Below are 15,379 nucleotides of genomic sequence, written 5' to 3' on the forward strand. Positions count from 1 at the left end.
CCGGCCTGAGGCCGGCACGGAGCCCGGCGAGGACCGAATCGCTCGTCCTAGGCCGGCGGACGAATTGGTTCCCTTGAGTTACCAGGTTCGAGTCCTGCCGGGCCAACCACCATTTCCCTCTCTGCGTGAGCCCTCGAAACATCCTCCAGGCGGCGCCCGCACGAGGCGACCGGAACCGAAACCGCAAACGTGTTTCGACCCCGCCTGGAGGTCCTCCGGCGAGGTGGTCGGCTACACGAGGCGAGCGGCGAGCGGCCAGCCCTTAAGGTGTCCCGAGCCCATGGTCGCACCGGCGCCGTATCTCATTCCAGGTCACGCGCGCGGGGCCGCCCGGGCTTGCCCCCGGGGCCCGACCGGCGCGAGAATCTCGGCATGCCCGACGACGCCTACGATCCCGCCACGGTCCTGCGCCTCTTCAAAGGAATGGCCCCGCCCGGCGGCCGGCCACGAGGAGGACCTCGTCGTGATGGTCCGCTTGCACGCCGAAGGCGGGCTCGTCGTATCGTCGCTGGGAACGCCGCCGCACCGGATCGTCGCCACGCGGGCGAAGTGGGCATGGGTCGCGGGTCAGCGGGTCGCCGAGCTCATCGAGGAGGCTCTGGCCGCGCTGAAGCGATCTAGGTCCGGTTAACCGAGCGTTCCACCGCCTGTGGCCAGTTAAGGTCCCGGCAAGTCGGGGGCCCGAGGTTGCGCGTGACGCGACCGAACGGAGCTCACGATGCCCAGCCATTCCAAGATCGCCGCCGCCGTCTTCGCGGCCCTGACCGACGAGGACAAGAAGCACCTCGCCGAGGCCATCGCGGCGGCCGCCTACTCCGAGGAGCAGGGCGACTGCTCGGACCCCTGGTACATCAACATGAGCAATGCCAGCGTCCCCATCCCCGGCAACAGCTTCGAGCCTATCGACGAGGGGCACCTGCGCCTGGCCTGCCTCTACTTGGCGGACGCGAAGGCCGACCACTCGACCCAGGACGTCGACTGGCACTGCCTGCTGGAGGGCGCGTTCGGCTACGCCCACATCGAGCGGTTCCGGGCGCTCTACGCTGAGATCCCCCTCGGCGCCGACCGCTACGCGGCCTCCGAGCGATAGGAGGCCGACGTGTGAGGGCTGAACATCGCGGACTTCCTGCGGACGCAGCGACGCCTCGAAACGATCTACGACATGTGCTCGGAGATTATGTGCGACCCAGCGACGCCCGAGCGCCGGGCCGAGGTCGCCGCGCTCCGGCGTTGGCTGCAAAGCGAGCGCGTCGACCAGAGGCACCCTAATGCAGCCCATGCCGACGAGGCGTGTCGAAGGGCAGCCGTCCTGCTCGGTGAACCCGACCTCCTCGACGGCGTGCCAGCCGCGCCCGCTGCGGGAACGCGCGCTGATCCAGGGTTGGGGCCGTGGCATCGTCATCCGGGACGTGGCGGCCCTGGAGGCGACGGCAAACTTCGACCGGGCCTACCTGCACCGGACCGGGTCGGCCGGGCTGACGGGGTCGTGCAGCCGTAGCGCCCCTGCCGGGCGGTTGGCATGAGGGCGAACAGCGTGGGCGCCGCCGCATGCCTGGTGGATCGCACCAGCCCCAGCGCGGTTCAGGAGCGCGAGCCGGCAGCAGCCAGCAGCGGCTCCGGCGGAAGCGACTCGACCTTACGGGGCGGAGACGAACGTGGCCGGTTCATCGGCATGGCGGTGCACGCCACCACCCGAGGACGGGAGGCGGGGGAACATCAGCGTCGGGCCAGCCTGACGATGGAGCCCGCACATGGCTACCTTCGCCCGACCATGTCCTTGATGCGCGAGGCTAGCGCCTCCATCACGAAGGGCTTGGTCAGCACCTGCATGCCTGGCTCCAGGTACCCGTTGCCGAGCACGGCGTTCTCCGCGTAGCCGGTGATGAACAGCACCTTCAGGTCGGGCCGGGTCACGCGCGCGGCGTCGGCCACCTGCCGCCCGTTCATGCCGCCCGGCAGGCCGACGTCGGTGACGAGCAGGTCGATGCGCACGTCCGATTGAAGCACCTTCAATCCGGCGGCCGCATCCGCTGCCTCGATGGCGGTGTAGCCGAGGTCCTCCAGGACCTCGGTCACGAGCAGGCGCACCGTCGGCTCGTCGTCGACGATGAGCACCGTCTCGCCTTGCTCGGCGCGCGGGGCCGAGGCGAGGTCCGGCATGCTGTCGGCGCCCTCCGCCTCGCCGTAATGGCGCGGCAGGTACAGGCACATGGTCGTGCCCTGCCCCATCTCCGAGTAGACCCGGACCTGCCCGCCGGACTGGCGCACGAAGCCGTGGATCATGGACAGACCCAAGCCCGTGCCCTGCCCGATGGGCTTCGTCGTGAAGAACGGGTCGAACACCTTCCCGACGACGTCCGGCGGCATGCCGGTGCCGGTATCCGTGACGCAGATCGAGACGTACTGCCCCGGCTCCAGGTCGCGCTCGCGCGCGGCGCGCTCGTCGAGCCACTTGTTGGCGGTCTCGACCGTGATGCGGCCCCCGTCCGGCATCGCGTCGCGGGCGTTGATGCACAGGTTCAGCAACGCGTTCTCAAGCTGCGGCGGGTCGACGAGGGTCGCCCACAGGCCGCCGGCGGCGACGACCTCCAGGTGGATGGCGGGGCCGATGGTCCGGCGGACGAGCTCCTCCATCCCGGCGATCAGCCGATTGGCGTCGGTCGGCTTCGGGTCGAGCGTTTGCCGGCGCGAGAAGGCGAGCAGCCGGTGGGTCAGGGCGGCCGCCCGCTTCGACGCCCCCTGCGCCGCCGCGACGTAGCGGGGCACGTCGGTGTAGCGCCCCTGGCCGATCCGGCTCTCCAGAAGCTCCAACGCGCCCGAGATGCCGGTCAGCAGGTTGTTGAAATCGTGCGCCAGGCCGCCGGTGAGCTGGCCGACCGCCTCCATCTTCTGCGACTGCCGGAGCTGCTCCTCGGCGCGGTGCTGGTCGGTGAGGTCGCGGCCGACGATGTGGAACAGCGCGGTCCCGGGGTCCGGCACCGCCGTCCACATCACCGTGCGGCCGGCTCCGGACTTGGTCAGGACGCGGTCGGCGAAGCCCGAGACGCTCTCCCCGCGGGCGAGCCGGGCGACGACGTCGGAGGTCGCTGCGTGGTCGCCCGGGTCGACGAAGTCGACGAAGGGTCTCCCCAGCAACTCCGCCTCGTCCCAGCCGAGCACCGCCGTCCAGGCCGGGTTCACGACCTTCAGGAAGCCGTCGAGGCCGGCGGTGCCCATCAGGTCGTTCGTGGTCTCCCAGAGCCGGTTGCGCTCCGAGGTTCGCCTGGCGACCTCGGCCTCCAGCCCCTCGTTGGCGCGCCGGAGCGCCTCGGCGGCCTCGCGCCGGACCCGCGCCAGCTGGAGGTTCGTGCCGACCCGGGCGAGGAGTTCGCGGGCTGAGAAGGGCTTCGTCAGGTAGTCGTCCGCGCCCGCGCCGAGTCCCTCCACCTTGGCCTCGTCGCCGGCCCTGGCCGAGAGCATGATGACGGGCAGCTCGCGCAGCCCCTCGTCGCCCCGGACGGCGGCCAGCAGGCCGAAAGCGTCGAGACCGGGCATCATCACGTCGGTCAGCAGCAGGTCGGGCCGCCGCGCCCGGGCCGCGGCCAGCGCGGCCTCGCCGTCGGGGGCGGTCTCGACCGTGTAGCCGCGCTCGGCTAGGAGCCGGCGGACGTGGTCGCGCATGTCGGCGTTGTCCTCGGCGAGCAGGATGCGCCCGACCGCCGGGACCGACGACGCCTCGTCGCGCGTCGCGGCGATGTCGAGGGCCGCACCCGCCTCCGTCTCGCCCGACATCCAGCGGCGGGCCTCGGCGACGAACGCCTCGGCGCGCACCGCGGTCGAAACCTGCGACGGACCTTCGACGGGCGGCGACGGCGCGTCGGCCTGCCGGAACGGGAGCGAGACGTGGAAGGCGCTGCCGCGGCCCGGCTCGCTCTCGACGCGGATCGAGCCGTGGTGGAGCCTGACCAGCTCCTGAACCAGCGCCAAGCCGATGCCGCTGCCCTCGAAGGTGCGTCCGCGCGCGCCCTCGACGCGGTGGAAGCGCTCGAACAGGCGCGGCAGCTCCTCGGCCGGAATCCCGGTTCCCGTATCGGCCACGGTGAGGACGGCGCAATCGTCCTCCCGGCGGACCGTCACCGTGATGCGGCCCTCAAAGGTGAACTTGAAGGCGTTGGAGAGGAGGTTGAGCACCACCTTCTCCCACATGTCAGGGTCGAGCGGCACCAGGTCGTCCAGCGGCGGGCAGTCGACCACCAGGTCGAGCCCGGCCTGCTCGCACAGCGAACGGAAGTTGCCGGCAAGCTCGGCGGTGAGGCGCGGCAGGTCGGTCGGCCGGAACGCGGCACGGGTGCGGCCTGCCTCGACGCGGGAGAAGTCCAGCAGGCCGTTGACGAGACGCAGCAGCCGCAGCCCGTTGCGGTGCGCGACCGTGGCGAGCGCTCGGTCGTCCGGCGGAACCTGCCCCTCGGGCTTGGCGAGGATCTCCTCCAGCGGGCTGAGCATCAGCGTCAGCGGCGTGCGGAACTCGTGGCTGACGTTGGAGAAGAACAGGGTCTTGGCGCGGTCGAGCTCGGCCAGGCGCTCGGCGCGGGCGCGCTCCTCCTGGTAGGTGAGCGCGTTCGTCACGGCCGCGCTGAGATTGGAGGCGACCTGCTCGCAGAACGCTTGGTAGCGCTCGTCGAAGCGCAGGCGCGGGCTCACCCCGAGGACGGCGATCCCGCTCGTGCGCCCGCCCTTGCCGGCGGTGACCGGTACGACCCGGGCCTGGGTGACCGACTCGGGCCAGGGCCCCCCCGGCAGGCCAGGCATCTGGGTGTCGAGCCCTTCGAGCAGGACGGGCGTCCCGGTCTCCGCGACCCGGCGCAGGCCCCACGGGTCGTCCGCCGCGTCGCCGGCGAGGGCGACGCGGTCTGCGGCCCCCGGCATGGTGGCCTGGCCCGCCAGCGTCAGGCCGGTGCCGTCCGCGTCCAGGGTGTAGAGCAGGGCGAAGGGCACGTCGTGGGGGTCGCCGGCCAGCACCTCGGCGGCGATGGCGTAGGCCTCCGCGGTCGACTTCGCCTCGATGGACCGGGCCGCGAGGTCGCGCAGGAGCCGCGTGCGCCGGTCGGCGAGCACCCGCTGGGTGGTCTCGGCCACTGCCGTGAAGATCCCCTCGACCCGACCCAGCTCGCCGCGGATCGGGCTGTACGAGTAGTAAAAGTAGCATTCCTCGACGTAGCCGAAGCGGTTGAGCGGCAGGAGCTGGTCGTCCGACCACGTCGCCTCGCCCGTCTCGAACACCGTGTCGAACATCGGGCCGATGATGTCCCAGATCTCGGCCCAGACCTCGGTGCCGGCCCGTCCGAACGACCACGGGTGCTTGTCGCCGACCACCGGCCGCCAGGCGTCGTTGTAGATCAGGGCGCGCTCCGGCCCGTAGTAGAGCACGACGGGGAAGCGGGTGGTCAGGCAGATGCTGACCGCTGAGCGCAGGGCCTGGGACCAGCCGGAAACGGGGCCGAAGGCGGTCGCGGACCAGTCCATGGAGCGCATGAGCGCGCCCATCTCGCCGCCGCCGGCCATGAAGCCGATGTCCGCCTCCGGCTCCCCGGCCTCGCCGAGGCCGTGGCGGGAGACGATGCCGCGCAGCCGCGCGATCTCGTCCAGGAGTTCCGCGCGGCTGCTCTCGGCGTTCACGGCGGCAGGCGTCGGGAGGGTCGCGTGGGTGGTCACTGGCTGGATCGCAGGGGCAGGTGCGGAGGGAATGGGAACGTTACGCACGTCATGCCCGGCGCCGGCCGCGATGCAAGGCGTCAAAGCGCGCGTCCATCCGGAAGCCGCTCATCGCGGCACCTGCGCCATGGCCCGCTGCAGGACGCGGGAGAGCTGCTCCGTCGAGTATGGCTTGTGCAGGAGCTCGAAGCCGTGGCTGCCTTCCCGGGCGAGCACGTGGCTGTAGCCGGAGGCAAGGACCACCGGCAGGTCTGGGCGCCTCCGCTGGACCTCGCGCGCGAGGTCAACCCCGTTCATGCCCGGCATCACCACGTCCGAGAACACCGCGTCGAACCCGCCGCAATCCTCCCCGAGCCGCTCCAGCGCCTCCGCGGCGTTGGCGGCCCAGGTCGTCCGGTAGCCGAGATCCTCCAGGATGCGGGTGGCGAAGCGGCCCACCTCGACGTTGTCCTCCACCACCAGCACCCGCTGGCCCGCACCGCCCGTGGCCGTCTCAACCTCGGCGGGGCCGGGCTCCTCGCCCACGCCGGGCACGACCTCCGGCAGGTAGAGGGTGAACGTGGTGCCGCGCCCGGGTGTGCTGGCGACGTCGACGTCGCCGCCCGACTGCTTGGCGAACCCGAACACCTGGCTCAGTCCCAGACCCGTGCCCTTGCCGACCTCCTTGGTGGTGAAGAACGGCTCGAAGATGCGCGCGAGCGCCTCCGTCGGTATGCCGCAGCCGGTGTCGGAAAGCGAGATGGCGGCGAAAGGGCCCCGGGCCTCCGCGTGGCCGCGGATGGCCGGCTTGTCGAGCCCGCAGGCGAGCTGCAGGGTCAGCGTGCCCTCGCCGTCCATGGCGTCGCGGGCGTTCACCGCCATGTTCACGAGCGCCGTCTCGAACTGGCTCACGTCCGCGTGGACGAAGCAGGCCGCCTCGGGCATCTCGGCGACGATGCGGATACGGGCGCCGGTGACCGAATCCAGCATCTCGACCACGCCCCGCAGGCGCTCGATGACGTCGAAGGTTTCCGGCCGGAGCGCCTGCCGGCGCGCGAAGGAGAGCAATTGTCCGGTGAGCTTCGCGGCCCGGGCGACGGTGTCGGAGACGGCGTCGAGGTAGCGGGCCTTGCGCGCCTCGGGAAGGTCCGGCCGGCGCAGGAAGTCGACCGAGGAGCGGATGATGGTCAGCAGGCTGTTGAAATCGTGCGCCACGCCGCCCGTCAACTGCCCGATGGCTTCCATCTTCTGGGATTGCCGCAGCGCCTCTTCCGCCTCGGCCAGCGCTGCCGCGCGCGCCTTCTCGGCGGTGACGTCGCGCCCGTAGGCGTAGATGATGTCGCCCTCGGCCGCCGTGTGCCAGGAGATCCAGCGCGGCGTGCCGTCCCGATGCGCGTAGCGGTTCTCGAAGGCCGTGAGGTCGTCGGCCGCCGCGGCGTAGGACAGGGCCGTGCGCGTGACGACGCCGTCCTCGGGCCAGATGAACTCCTGGAAGCTTCGCCCCACCACCTCCGCCGGGTCGTGGCCCAGGATGGCCTTCCAGGCCGGGTTCACCGCACGGAAGATGCCGTCGACGCCGACCACCACCAGCAGGTCGCGCGAGTTGCGCCAGACCCGGTCGTGCTCGGCCGTGCTCTCCGTGATGCGCCGCTCCAGCGCCTCCTCCCGGGCATGCTCCGTGGTGACGTCCTGCGCGATGCCGCCGAGGCGCCGCAGGCGGCCTTGCGCGTCGCGGATCGGAAAGCCGGTGTCGCGGATGTGGCGCACGGCCCCGTCGTCCGGCCGCACGATGCGGTACTCGACGGTGTGGGTCTCGCCGGAGAGCAGGCGCGGCATGGCCGCGAAGGAACGCTCCCGGTCGTCCGGGTGGACGAGCGAGGCCCAGCGACCGAGGTCGTCCATCACCAGCTCGCGCCGGTCGCCCCAGACACGCTCGTAGGCCGGGCTCAGGTACTCAAGCCGGCCTCCGTCCGGGTTCGCGATCCACAGCACGTGGGCCGAGTTCTCCGCGAAGCTGCGGAACCGCTCCTCGCTCTCGACCAAGCCGGAGGCGGCTCGCACGTGCTCCGTCGTCTCCTGCGCGACGTTGAGGATGCCGGCGACCCGGCCATCGGCGTCGAGGATGGGGTTGAGGCCGTAGCTGAACCAGGTGTCCTCAGTCGTGCCGCTCCGGTCGAGGACGAGCCGCTGGTCCTGCACCTCCACGGCTTCGCCGCCGTCGAGCACCCGGGCGAACATCGGCCTGAGGTCGTGCCAAGCCTCGGGAAACACGTTCCGCGCCGGTTGGCCCAGGGCACCGGGATGCTTGCCGCCGACGAGCGTCCCCCACGCGTCATTGTAGAGGAGGAGGAGATCCGGTCCCCAGTACACCGCCATCGGGGTGGCGGCCCGGAGCATCGTACGAACCGTGACGGCGAGCTCCGCCGGCCACGCGGCGACAGGACCGAGTGCGCTCGCGTCCCAGTCATGCTCCCGCATCCGGACGGCCATCTCGCCGTCGCCGGGAAAGGTGTTCGGGAAGGTCGCGAGCGGGCCTTGCATCCGGCGGGCGGGTCCGTGCGGGATCGGAATCGCTTATGTGCTTGAAACAACGCGTCCGGCACAAGCCTGTCACCGAAACCGGTGCCGGCCGGCCAGAACGGATCCCCAGGAGCCTCGTCAGGAACGCTCGGCGGCGGCAAGGCGCTCGACCTCGCGCACGTAGCCGTCGGCGTCGAACTTCTTGAGGGTCGCCGCTCCCAGCGAGCGCACGTTGCCGTAGACCGGGCGAGGACCCCAAGGCCGGTCGTGCAGGCCGAAGAGCCACGTCACGTTCGTGAAGGAGTTCGCGTCGCGTCCGTCGATGAAGAACTTGTTGTTGAGCCGCAGCGCCGTTTCGAACGCCTCCTCGGGCGAGGCCGACCACTCCAGGATCTTCTTGCCCCAGTACATGCGCATGTGGTTGTGCATGTACCCGGTCTCGCGCATCTCCATCATCGCCGCGTTCCAGTAACGGTCGTGCGTCAAACCCTGCTCGAACTGCTCGGCCGTGTAGAGGTAGGGGCGCTCATCGCCTCGGTGCGCATCGAGCGTCTTGCGCGCCCAGGCGGGGACGGCCTCGTAGCTGTCGTAGTTGGGCTCGTAGAAGATGTGGTTCATCGCGAGCTCGCGCCGGACGACGAGCTCCTCAAGGTACGCCGTCTTGTCGTCCTCGCCGCCGGTCGCGGCGGCCTGCACCTTGAGCGCGATGGCGACCGGCGAGATCTGGCCGTAGTGCAGGTAGGGGCTCATGTGAGAGGCCGCTCCGGCTTCAGGCCGGCCGCGCACCTGGGCGTAGTGGTTGAAGCGAGCGTCCAGGTAGTGGCCCAACGTCGCCTCGGCCTGCGCCGTGCCGCCTTTGAAGCGCCGCACCGGACGCACGCTCTGGTCAGCCTTCAGGCCGGCCACCAGCTTCGGAACGTCCGTGAGGTCGAGCGTGCTCTCGAAGCGGAGGCGGTCGCCTCGATGCACGACCGGCCGCACTTCGAGTGGCACGAGGTACTCGGGCATGAGCCGGCGGATCTTGGGCCGCAGGGTGCGGGCGGCGACCTCGTGCTTGGGCGAGGCGGTCTCGACCGGCACGACGACCTCGCCTTCGACCTGCACCACGTGGCAAGGCGCCCGCTCCGCGAAGTCGGCGTAGAAGCGGCGCACCGGCTTCTGGTAGTTGCGGTCGCAGACGACCAAGGCGGCGTCCGCCGCGTAGAGCAAGGCCGTCTCGACCGGCGGCTGCCGTCGAGCGACAAAGGCGATGCCGCGCTTGGCCAGCTCTGGTCCCACCTCGGACATTCCCTCCAGCAAGAATGTCCAGTGGCGGGCGTTCGCTTCCGGGATGCCCTCGGCAAGCCCGTAGCAGACCAGCACCGGCAGCCCGAGCCTATTGGCTTCCTCAACGGCAAATTCCAGTGCCGGGTTGAAGCGGACGCGCTGGGACAGTCCCATCCAGTACAGGACGTAAGCGGCTCGCTCTCGCACGGGCATGTCGTTGAGGGGCTTGATGCGGGTCGGCTGGATCATGCGCGGCAAGGTTCCGTAAGCGCGGTGACGAGCAGCGTCGGCGAGGCCGCGGGCAGCGGGCTGCATCAACGCCCAGTCGGGTTAAGGGGACCTCGGGCGGCACAGGCCGTCCGCGACTGTCACGGCGTCGTCCCGGATGCCGAGCCAGTCCCGCAGTCCGTAGCAACCGCCCTCGTGCTCGGGTACCGTGTCGTTCCCGAGCGCCACCCCCCATGGCACTCCGTCGACGTCCGTCATCACGACTCGGTTGCGGTTGCCGGCCTTCATCGTGGAACTCCGGGCATGCGACGCTGAGCGGGCATCTCGTCGAACAATGATCGCCCGTGGCACCTCGAAGGCAAGGCCGGACGCGGGACCGGCGCCGCTAACGGTTGCGTCGCCCGATCCGGTAGTGGATCGGCTTGAAGCTGCCGTTGTTCGACTGGAGCGCCGAGCAGGCGGTGAGGCCGATGACGAGGTCGGCCTCGGCCTCGAAGGTGATGCGGTCGCCGGCCCGGCTGAGCGGCGGCTCGACCGTGAGGGCGCCCGTGGCGCCGTCGACGGGCACGTTCATGAAGCAGTTAAACGCCACCGGGATCCGGTCGGGAGCGACGCCGTACGGGGCAAGGGCGTGGGCGAGGTTGCCGAAGCAGCCCCGGTGCGGATTTTCGTCCCCATAGATGATGCGGAAGGTGTCGGCCGAGCACGGCGTGAGCAGGAAGTCGTGCCGGCCCACCGTGTCCTCGACGATGCGCAGGAGCACGTTCGAGCGGTTCGAGTAGAGCGGGTCGCCGGTCGTCAGGTAGATCCGGCTCGCGTAGTCGAGGGTGCGCCCGGACGAGATCACCTCGTCGAGGTCGTGGCGGTTGAAGGCCAGGAGATCCGCCACCTGCTCGCCGCGCGGGTCGATGACGGTGAGGCGGTCGCCCTTGTCGAGGGTGAAGGCCACGCCCGAGCGCGGCGCGATCTCGTGGGTGGCGGCGTCAGCGCACATCGGCGCCTCCCGCATTCGTGCTGCGCGGGCGGAAGGGGCAGTGCCACTCCTCGCCGACGACCCGGCCGCTGTACTGACGCGCCTCCGAGGTCTCGCCGTGCCGTGCCAGCATCGGGTTGACCGAGCCGGCGAGCGCCTCGTCCCGTTGCAGGATGGAAGAGCGCAGCTTCTCGTAACGGCCCGCCTCTCGGAGTTGCTCGAACTGCGCATGCAGGTTGAACACCAGAACAGGCGAGGAGAACCGACGCGCCGGCCGGCTGGCGTTCGGGTGCAAGCCGACGACGAAGAACGCCTCGCCGGCAAAGCTCAGCGAAAAGTGCGGGTTGTCCGGCTCCCGCGCCACGCGTTCGTCCCAGGGATGGCCGAGCCAAGCGTCCTTGTCGGCGAGCGACTGCACCCGATCCCAGAGGTGCCGTTCAAAGCCCTCCTCGTCGAGGTTGCCCGGACCCTCGAAGATGACGGCGAAGCTCTGGAAGAGGTCGGGTCGCCGCCGGTAACGCGCGGCAAAGGCCATCAGCGCCGGGTAGATGCGCATGTCGTCCCAGGCGGAAGTGATGTCGCGGGCGACCAGGACCCGCATCTGGCCCTTGGACAGCGCCGATTTGGCGCCGACGCAGGGAAATCCGGCGTCGCGGATGAAGGCGCGGAAAGCCTCGGCCCTCGGGTGGTTGGTATCGTCTCGGGGTAGTTGCATAGGAACTCGGCACGCAAGTCACGAAGGTGCACACGGAATCCGCACGAAACGCCGCGGCTCCAGGCAACGACGTCGGCTCGGCCTCGTTCCGAGCCGTGTCCGTGCAGGGTCACTTACCCACAGCCAGGAGCCCTTCCCTTCCGAGCCGGGAAAGCGCCTCGATGAAGTTACGCATCTCCGCAAGCCTCAGCCGCTCGTCCGTGACCTGCTCGTCCAGGCCGAGCCGCCAAGCAAGGTCCCGCCGCCCGGGCTCGCGGTGCAGGGCGTCGATCTGCTTGGCGAATGCCTCGGCGTCCTCATCGCCTCGGGCGAGGCCGGCTTCCACCAAGGTACTGGACTGCCGGCGCAGGGCCCCGGCCACCTCGTCGAGGCCGATCTCGGGATGGTACTGCACACCCCAGAACACGCCGCCCTCGAAGCGGATCTCGGCGGCTTGCACGGCCGTGACCCGGTTGCCGGCCAGCAGCTTCGCCCCGGGCGGCAACGCCTCCACCTCGTCGGTGTGGATGGCCGGCGCGTCGTAGGAAGCGGGGCGGCCTGCCAGGAGCGGATGCGTACGTCCCGCCTCGGTCGGCGTGATCTGCCGTGCGAACCCGGCCTCCGGGCTGCGCGCGTTCGGGCGCACGCTGCCGCCGGCGGCAACCGTCGCGACCTGCAGCCCGGCGCAGGAGCCGAAGGCCGGGGTGCCGGCGGCGAACACCGCCCGCATGAAGTCGACCGTGCGCCGCGTCTCGGGCGTCTCCTCGTAGAGATGCAGCGGCGAGCCGGTGAGGAACACCGCGTCGTACCCGGTCAGGCCGGTTCCGGGCGGCAGCGCCGCATCGGCGTCGGCCGGCTGGATGCTGTCGCAGGTGGCGCCTGGCGCGAGCCTGCGCAGGATGTCCAGGTAGGTCTCACCCGAGGAACGGCCTACGCTGTCGCGTCTCGCCTTGCGCGCCTCCGGGGTCTCGCTTTCCGCCACCAGGAAGCGGAACGGCGGTTGTGCTGAATTCACGAGGTTGGCTCCCCTTCAGTGTCCGCGCGGCATCGGGAACCAAGGGCGCAGGGTGGCGACCCCTGCGGTGAAGCGGGCGTTCGAGATAGCGCCGAGGGTATTGGCCGGGGCCGCCGCAGCCTTGGCTTCCATTTCTAAGGCAATCAGCTGGTCCAACAATGCGTTCGCCAAGGCCAGGGTAACCGACAAGGGTCCGTCGGTGAGCATCTCGTGCAGCCGCCGCATGTAAGGGCAACCCTGATCGTGCACGATCATCGTGACGCCTCCGCTTTCGATTGTCCCTCAGCCGCCTCCGGCCCGAAGAACGCCGGCAACAACCGCTGGCATGTGGAAGTGTTTGCACGAGCGCCTGCGGCATCCTGATCCGGACGACGTACCCGCCGGGGTGACCCAAGTAGGGATGCCCTCTCCATTCCAGGGCTCCCGCATGTGGTATCTGTACGGCTTCGCCATGCTTGCCGGGCTCGCGAACGCGATCCAGCCCGGCCCGAACTCGACCTTGGCGAAGTCCTCCACGCAGCCGTTCTTCGCCGGTCTCGTCGTTGTCGTCGTCAGCGGGAACGTCCTGTTGGTCGCAGGGCTGGTCACTGGTCGACTGAGCATGCCGAGCCACGAGCAGGCGGCACAGGTTCCGTGGTGGGCCTGGTGCGGCGGGGTGCTCGGCGCCGTGATGACGCTATCCCAGCTCTTCATCGCCCCAAGGCTCGGCGCGGCCCCGTTCCTGGGCACCTTGGTGACGGTGGGCGTCCTCGCCTCCATCGCCCTCGACCACTACGGCTTGGTCGGCTTCGAGGTGCACCACGCCAGCATCTGGCGTGTCCTGGGCGGCATCCTGATGGTGGCAGGAGTGGCCTTGGTCGCTATCTTTTGAAGCCATGGCGGCACCGCGATGCAGGACAGGCCCGGCATCGCGGTGCCGCCAGGTCCATTCGCCAACGTCTCTAGCCCAGTCGGCGCTCATGTTCGCCGGTCGACCGGATTGTTGGATGCCCCGGCGACGCAGGGCGGCAACCTCGGGGGCATGTCAAAGTTTATCCGGCAGCCTTTTAGGTCGAGGCCGGTTCGGGAGGGGGCGTTGGGAGGCCAGGACATCGCGAGGACGAGGAAACCGGACCCGCGGCTTCTGCAGGCCGTCGTCGAAGCCTCGGGCGAGGCCATCGTCATTACCTCGGCGGACCTCGACGAACCGGGACCATGCATCGAGTACGTGAACCCCGCCTTCACGCGCATGACTGGGTACGAAGCCGAGGAAGTCCTCGGCCTGACGCCTCGCGTCCTGCAGGGGCCCGGGACCGAGCGCGCCGTCCTCGACCGCATGCGGGCCGCGCTGGTCGCCGGCGAGGAGTTCCAGGGTGAGGCGGTGAACTATCGCAGGGACGGTTCCGCCTACGTCGTCGAGTGGCTGATCACGCCGGTTCGTGACGGTGACGGTCGCATATCGCACTGGGTTTCGGTCCAGAGGGACGTCACCGAGCGGCGCCACGGCGAGGACCGCCAAGCACTGATGGTGCGCGAGCTGCACCACCGGGTGAAGAACACGCTGGCCACCGTTCAGGCCGTGGTCAATGCCACCGCTCGATCCTCGCTGACGGTCAACGAGTTCACCCAGGCGTTCACGGGCCGGATCGGCTCACTGGCGCGAACACATGCTCTGATCACCGAGGATCTCGCCCAGGCCGCCTCGTTTGAGGGGCTGCTGCGGGCAGAGCTCGCTCCCTACGACGAACGGGGGCGCCTGATCCTGGACGGACCTAAGGTCGTGTTGCCGTCCGAGCTCGCCGTGCCGGTCGGCATGGCTCTGCACGAGTTGACCACGAACGCCATCAGGCACGGTTCCTTGGCCGATCCGAACGGGCGGCTTCAAGTGACTTGGTGGGTCGAGGACGGGCATGCCGGACGCGCCCTGCGCTGGGACTGGGCCGAGCACGACGGTCCCCCGGTCGGCTACCCGACGCGGGAAGGTTTCGGGCATCGCCTCCTCAACAAGGTCCTTGCCGCCCAGACGGGCGCGGAAGTCGACGTCGCGTTCGCACCGGACGGGATTCGGGTCTCCGTGCGGTTGTCGCTTGCATGATAGGGCGCTTCACCGACGAAATCCGGTCCGGTCAAGCCTATGCCGCCTTCGCTTGCGCTTCGACGACTAAATCGAGGCGTGTCACCAGTGCGCCGAGCTCGTCCCTAACCTCAAGATGCCAACCGGCACCGAGAACGATCCTCTGAGCGTTGTCGGAGATGACTTGGCCGGCAAGCCGAACGACTTCTCGCCTTGCCTGCTCGGATCCCGGGAGTTCCGTGCCCAGGTCGTCGCGCTGGCTATGCCCGTCGAACACATTGAAGTAGTACCGCGGCACGATGCCTTTCCCATCCATGTTCCTCTCGGGAGCGGCTTATTCTCTGTCTGGAAAGGGTCGCACCCACCTATGTGAAAGTCGGAAGGGCTAGAGTCAAAACCCAATCAGCTTGACCGTGCTAACGGCTGCTTTGGACCCCTTGCAGACCGCGTTCACCGGTGGCTCAAGGCATGAAATTCGGCGAAATATGAGCAATTTCAACGCTCATACGGGAATAAAATCTTGATGGGTGCGAATGTGGGGTATCGCACCAAATGATAGATATCACCCCATGTTGCTGGATGGGTTTAATTTGTGACCTATTTCAAATTATCATCGGCCGCTCCATGACAGGTGCTGATGGCTGGGAGACACGCGCTCCCACCTGCAAGCCAAAGGGGGAGCCGCCATGGCGCCCATGCCAAACCACTCCACCCACATGCTGATTCGCAAGCTGGAGAGCATCGCGCACCTCTCCGATGAGGAGCGGCAGGCCATCATGCGATTGCCCGTCAGCGCCCGCTCCCTCGGCTCACATCAGGATATCGTTCGGGAGAAGGACCGCCCGTCTCAGTGCTGCTTGCTGCTGGAGGGCTGGGCCTGCCGCTATCAGGTTCTCAGCGGGGGGAATCGCCAGATCTTCTCGTTCCACATCCCGGGTGACATTCCCGACCTGCAAAGCC

13 protein-coding genes and 1 pseudogene are annotated in these 15,379 nt (G+C 69.4%); 6 read left to right on the forward strand and 8 right to left on the reverse strand.

The window, feature by feature from the left end:
* Nucleotides 1–463: 463 nt before the first annotated feature.
* From MFF64_RS35205 to MFF64_RS35215, 3 genes are all read left to right on the forward strand, one after another.
* Nucleotides 464–631, forward strand: coding sequence for a hypothetical protein (locus MFF64_RS35205; RefSeq protein WP_238193698.1), 168 nt, complete (start codon nt 464–466; stop codon nt 629–631).
* A gap of 87 nt (nt 632–718) precedes the next feature.
* The gene (locus MFF64_RS35210) at nt 719–1,090 is read left to right on the forward strand and encodes a hypothetical protein (protein WP_238193699.1); all 372 of its coding nucleotides are present in this window, start codon (nt 719–721) and stop codon (nt 1,088–1,090) included.
* Nucleotides 1,091–1,277: 187 nt separating this feature from the next.
* Nucleotides 1,278–1,523, forward strand: a complete 246-nt coding sequence (locus MFF64_RS35215; RefSeq protein WP_238193700.1) for a hypothetical protein — start codon at nt 1,278–1,280, stop codon at nt 1,521–1,523.
* A 232-nt stretch (nt 1,524–1,755) separates the two neighbouring features.
* Here MFF64_RS35215 and MFF64_RS35220 read toward each other — a convergent pair whose 3' ends face one another.
* From MFF64_RS35220 to MFF64_RS35250, 7 genes are all read right to left on the reverse strand, one after another.
* Entirely contained in the window at nt 1,756–5,691 is a 3,936-nt protein-coding gene (locus tag MFF64_RS35220; protein WP_238193701.1) for an ATP-binding protein, read from the reverse strand.
* Between the two features lie 108 nt (nt 5,692–5,799).
* Nucleotides 5,800–8,211, reverse strand: a complete 2,412-nt coding sequence (locus MFF64_RS35225) for a PAS domain-containing hybrid sensor histidine kinase/response regulator family protein (RefSeq protein ID WP_238193702.1) — start codon at nt 8,209–8,211, stop codon at nt 5,800–5,802.
* Between the two features lie 117 nt (nt 8,212–8,328).
* A complete protein-coding gene (locus MFF64_RS35230) occupies nt 8,329–9,705 on the reverse strand; it encodes a deoxyribodipyrimidine photo-lyase (protein ID WP_099901906.1) in 1,377 nt (458 codons plus the stop codon).
* Between the two features lie 364 nt (nt 9,706–10,069).
* Nucleotides 10,070–10,678, reverse strand: a complete 609-nt coding sequence (locus tag MFF64_RS35235) for a DUF1989 domain-containing protein (protein WP_238193703.1) — start codon at nt 10,676–10,678, stop codon at nt 10,070–10,072.
* Nucleotides 10,668–11,372, reverse strand: coding sequence for a guanitoxin biosynthesis heme-dependent pre-guanitoxin N-hydroxylase GntA (gene gntA / locus MFF64_RS35240; RefSeq protein ID WP_238193704.1), 705 nt, complete (start codon nt 11,370–11,372; stop codon nt 10,668–10,670). The genes MFF64_RS35235 and gntA overlap by 11 nt, the downstream gene beginning before the upstream one ends.
* A 109-nt stretch (nt 11,373–11,481) precedes the next feature.
* Nucleotides 11,482–12,366 (reverse strand): type 1 glutamine amidotransferase, encoded by an 885-nt coding sequence (locus tag MFF64_RS35245; protein WP_238193705.1) that lies wholly within the window; start codon nt 12,364–12,366, stop codon nt 11,482–11,484.
* Nucleotides 12,367–12,381: 15 nt separating this feature from the next.
* The gene (locus MFF64_RS35250; RefSeq protein WP_238193706.1) at nt 12,382–12,621 is read right to left on the reverse strand and encodes a hypothetical protein; all 240 of its coding nucleotides are present in this window, start codon (nt 12,619–12,621) and stop codon (nt 12,382–12,384) included.
* A 172-nt stretch (nt 12,622–12,793) separates the two neighbouring features.
* Between MFF64_RS35250 and MFF64_RS35255 the strand changes: the two genes are divergently transcribed.
* On the forward strand, nt 12,794–13,237 hold the full coding sequence (locus MFF64_RS35255; RefSeq protein WP_238193707.1) for a DMT family transporter: 444 nt from the start codon (nt 12,794–12,796) through the stop codon (nt 13,235–13,237).
* A 204-nt stretch (nt 13,238–13,441) separates the two neighbouring features.
* Nucleotides 13,442–14,440 (forward strand): HWE histidine kinase domain-containing protein, encoded by a 999-nt coding sequence (locus MFF64_RS35260; protein WP_099900970.1) that lies wholly within the window; start codon nt 13,442–13,444, stop codon nt 14,438–14,440.
* 37 nt (nt 14,441–14,477) lie between these two features.
* Here MFF64_RS35260 and MFF64_RS35265 read toward each other — a convergent pair whose 3' ends face one another.
* Nucleotides 14,478–14,735 (reverse strand): DUF6894 family protein, encoded by a 258-nt coding sequence (locus MFF64_RS35265; protein WP_238193708.1) that lies wholly within the window; start codon nt 14,733–14,735, stop codon nt 14,478–14,480.
* A 370-nt stretch (nt 14,736–15,105) separates the two neighbouring features.
* Here MFF64_RS35265 and MFF64_RS35270 point away from each other — a divergent pair.
* Nucleotides 15,106–15,379 (forward strand): annotated as a pseudogene (locus MFF64_RS35270) (Crp/Fnr family transcriptional regulator); the annotation flags it as partial.

Source organism: Methylobacterium frigidaeris (assembly GCF_022179185.1).
GTDB lineage: Bacteria > Pseudomonadota > Alphaproteobacteria > Rhizobiales > Beijerinckiaceae > Methylobacterium > Methylobacterium frigidaeris.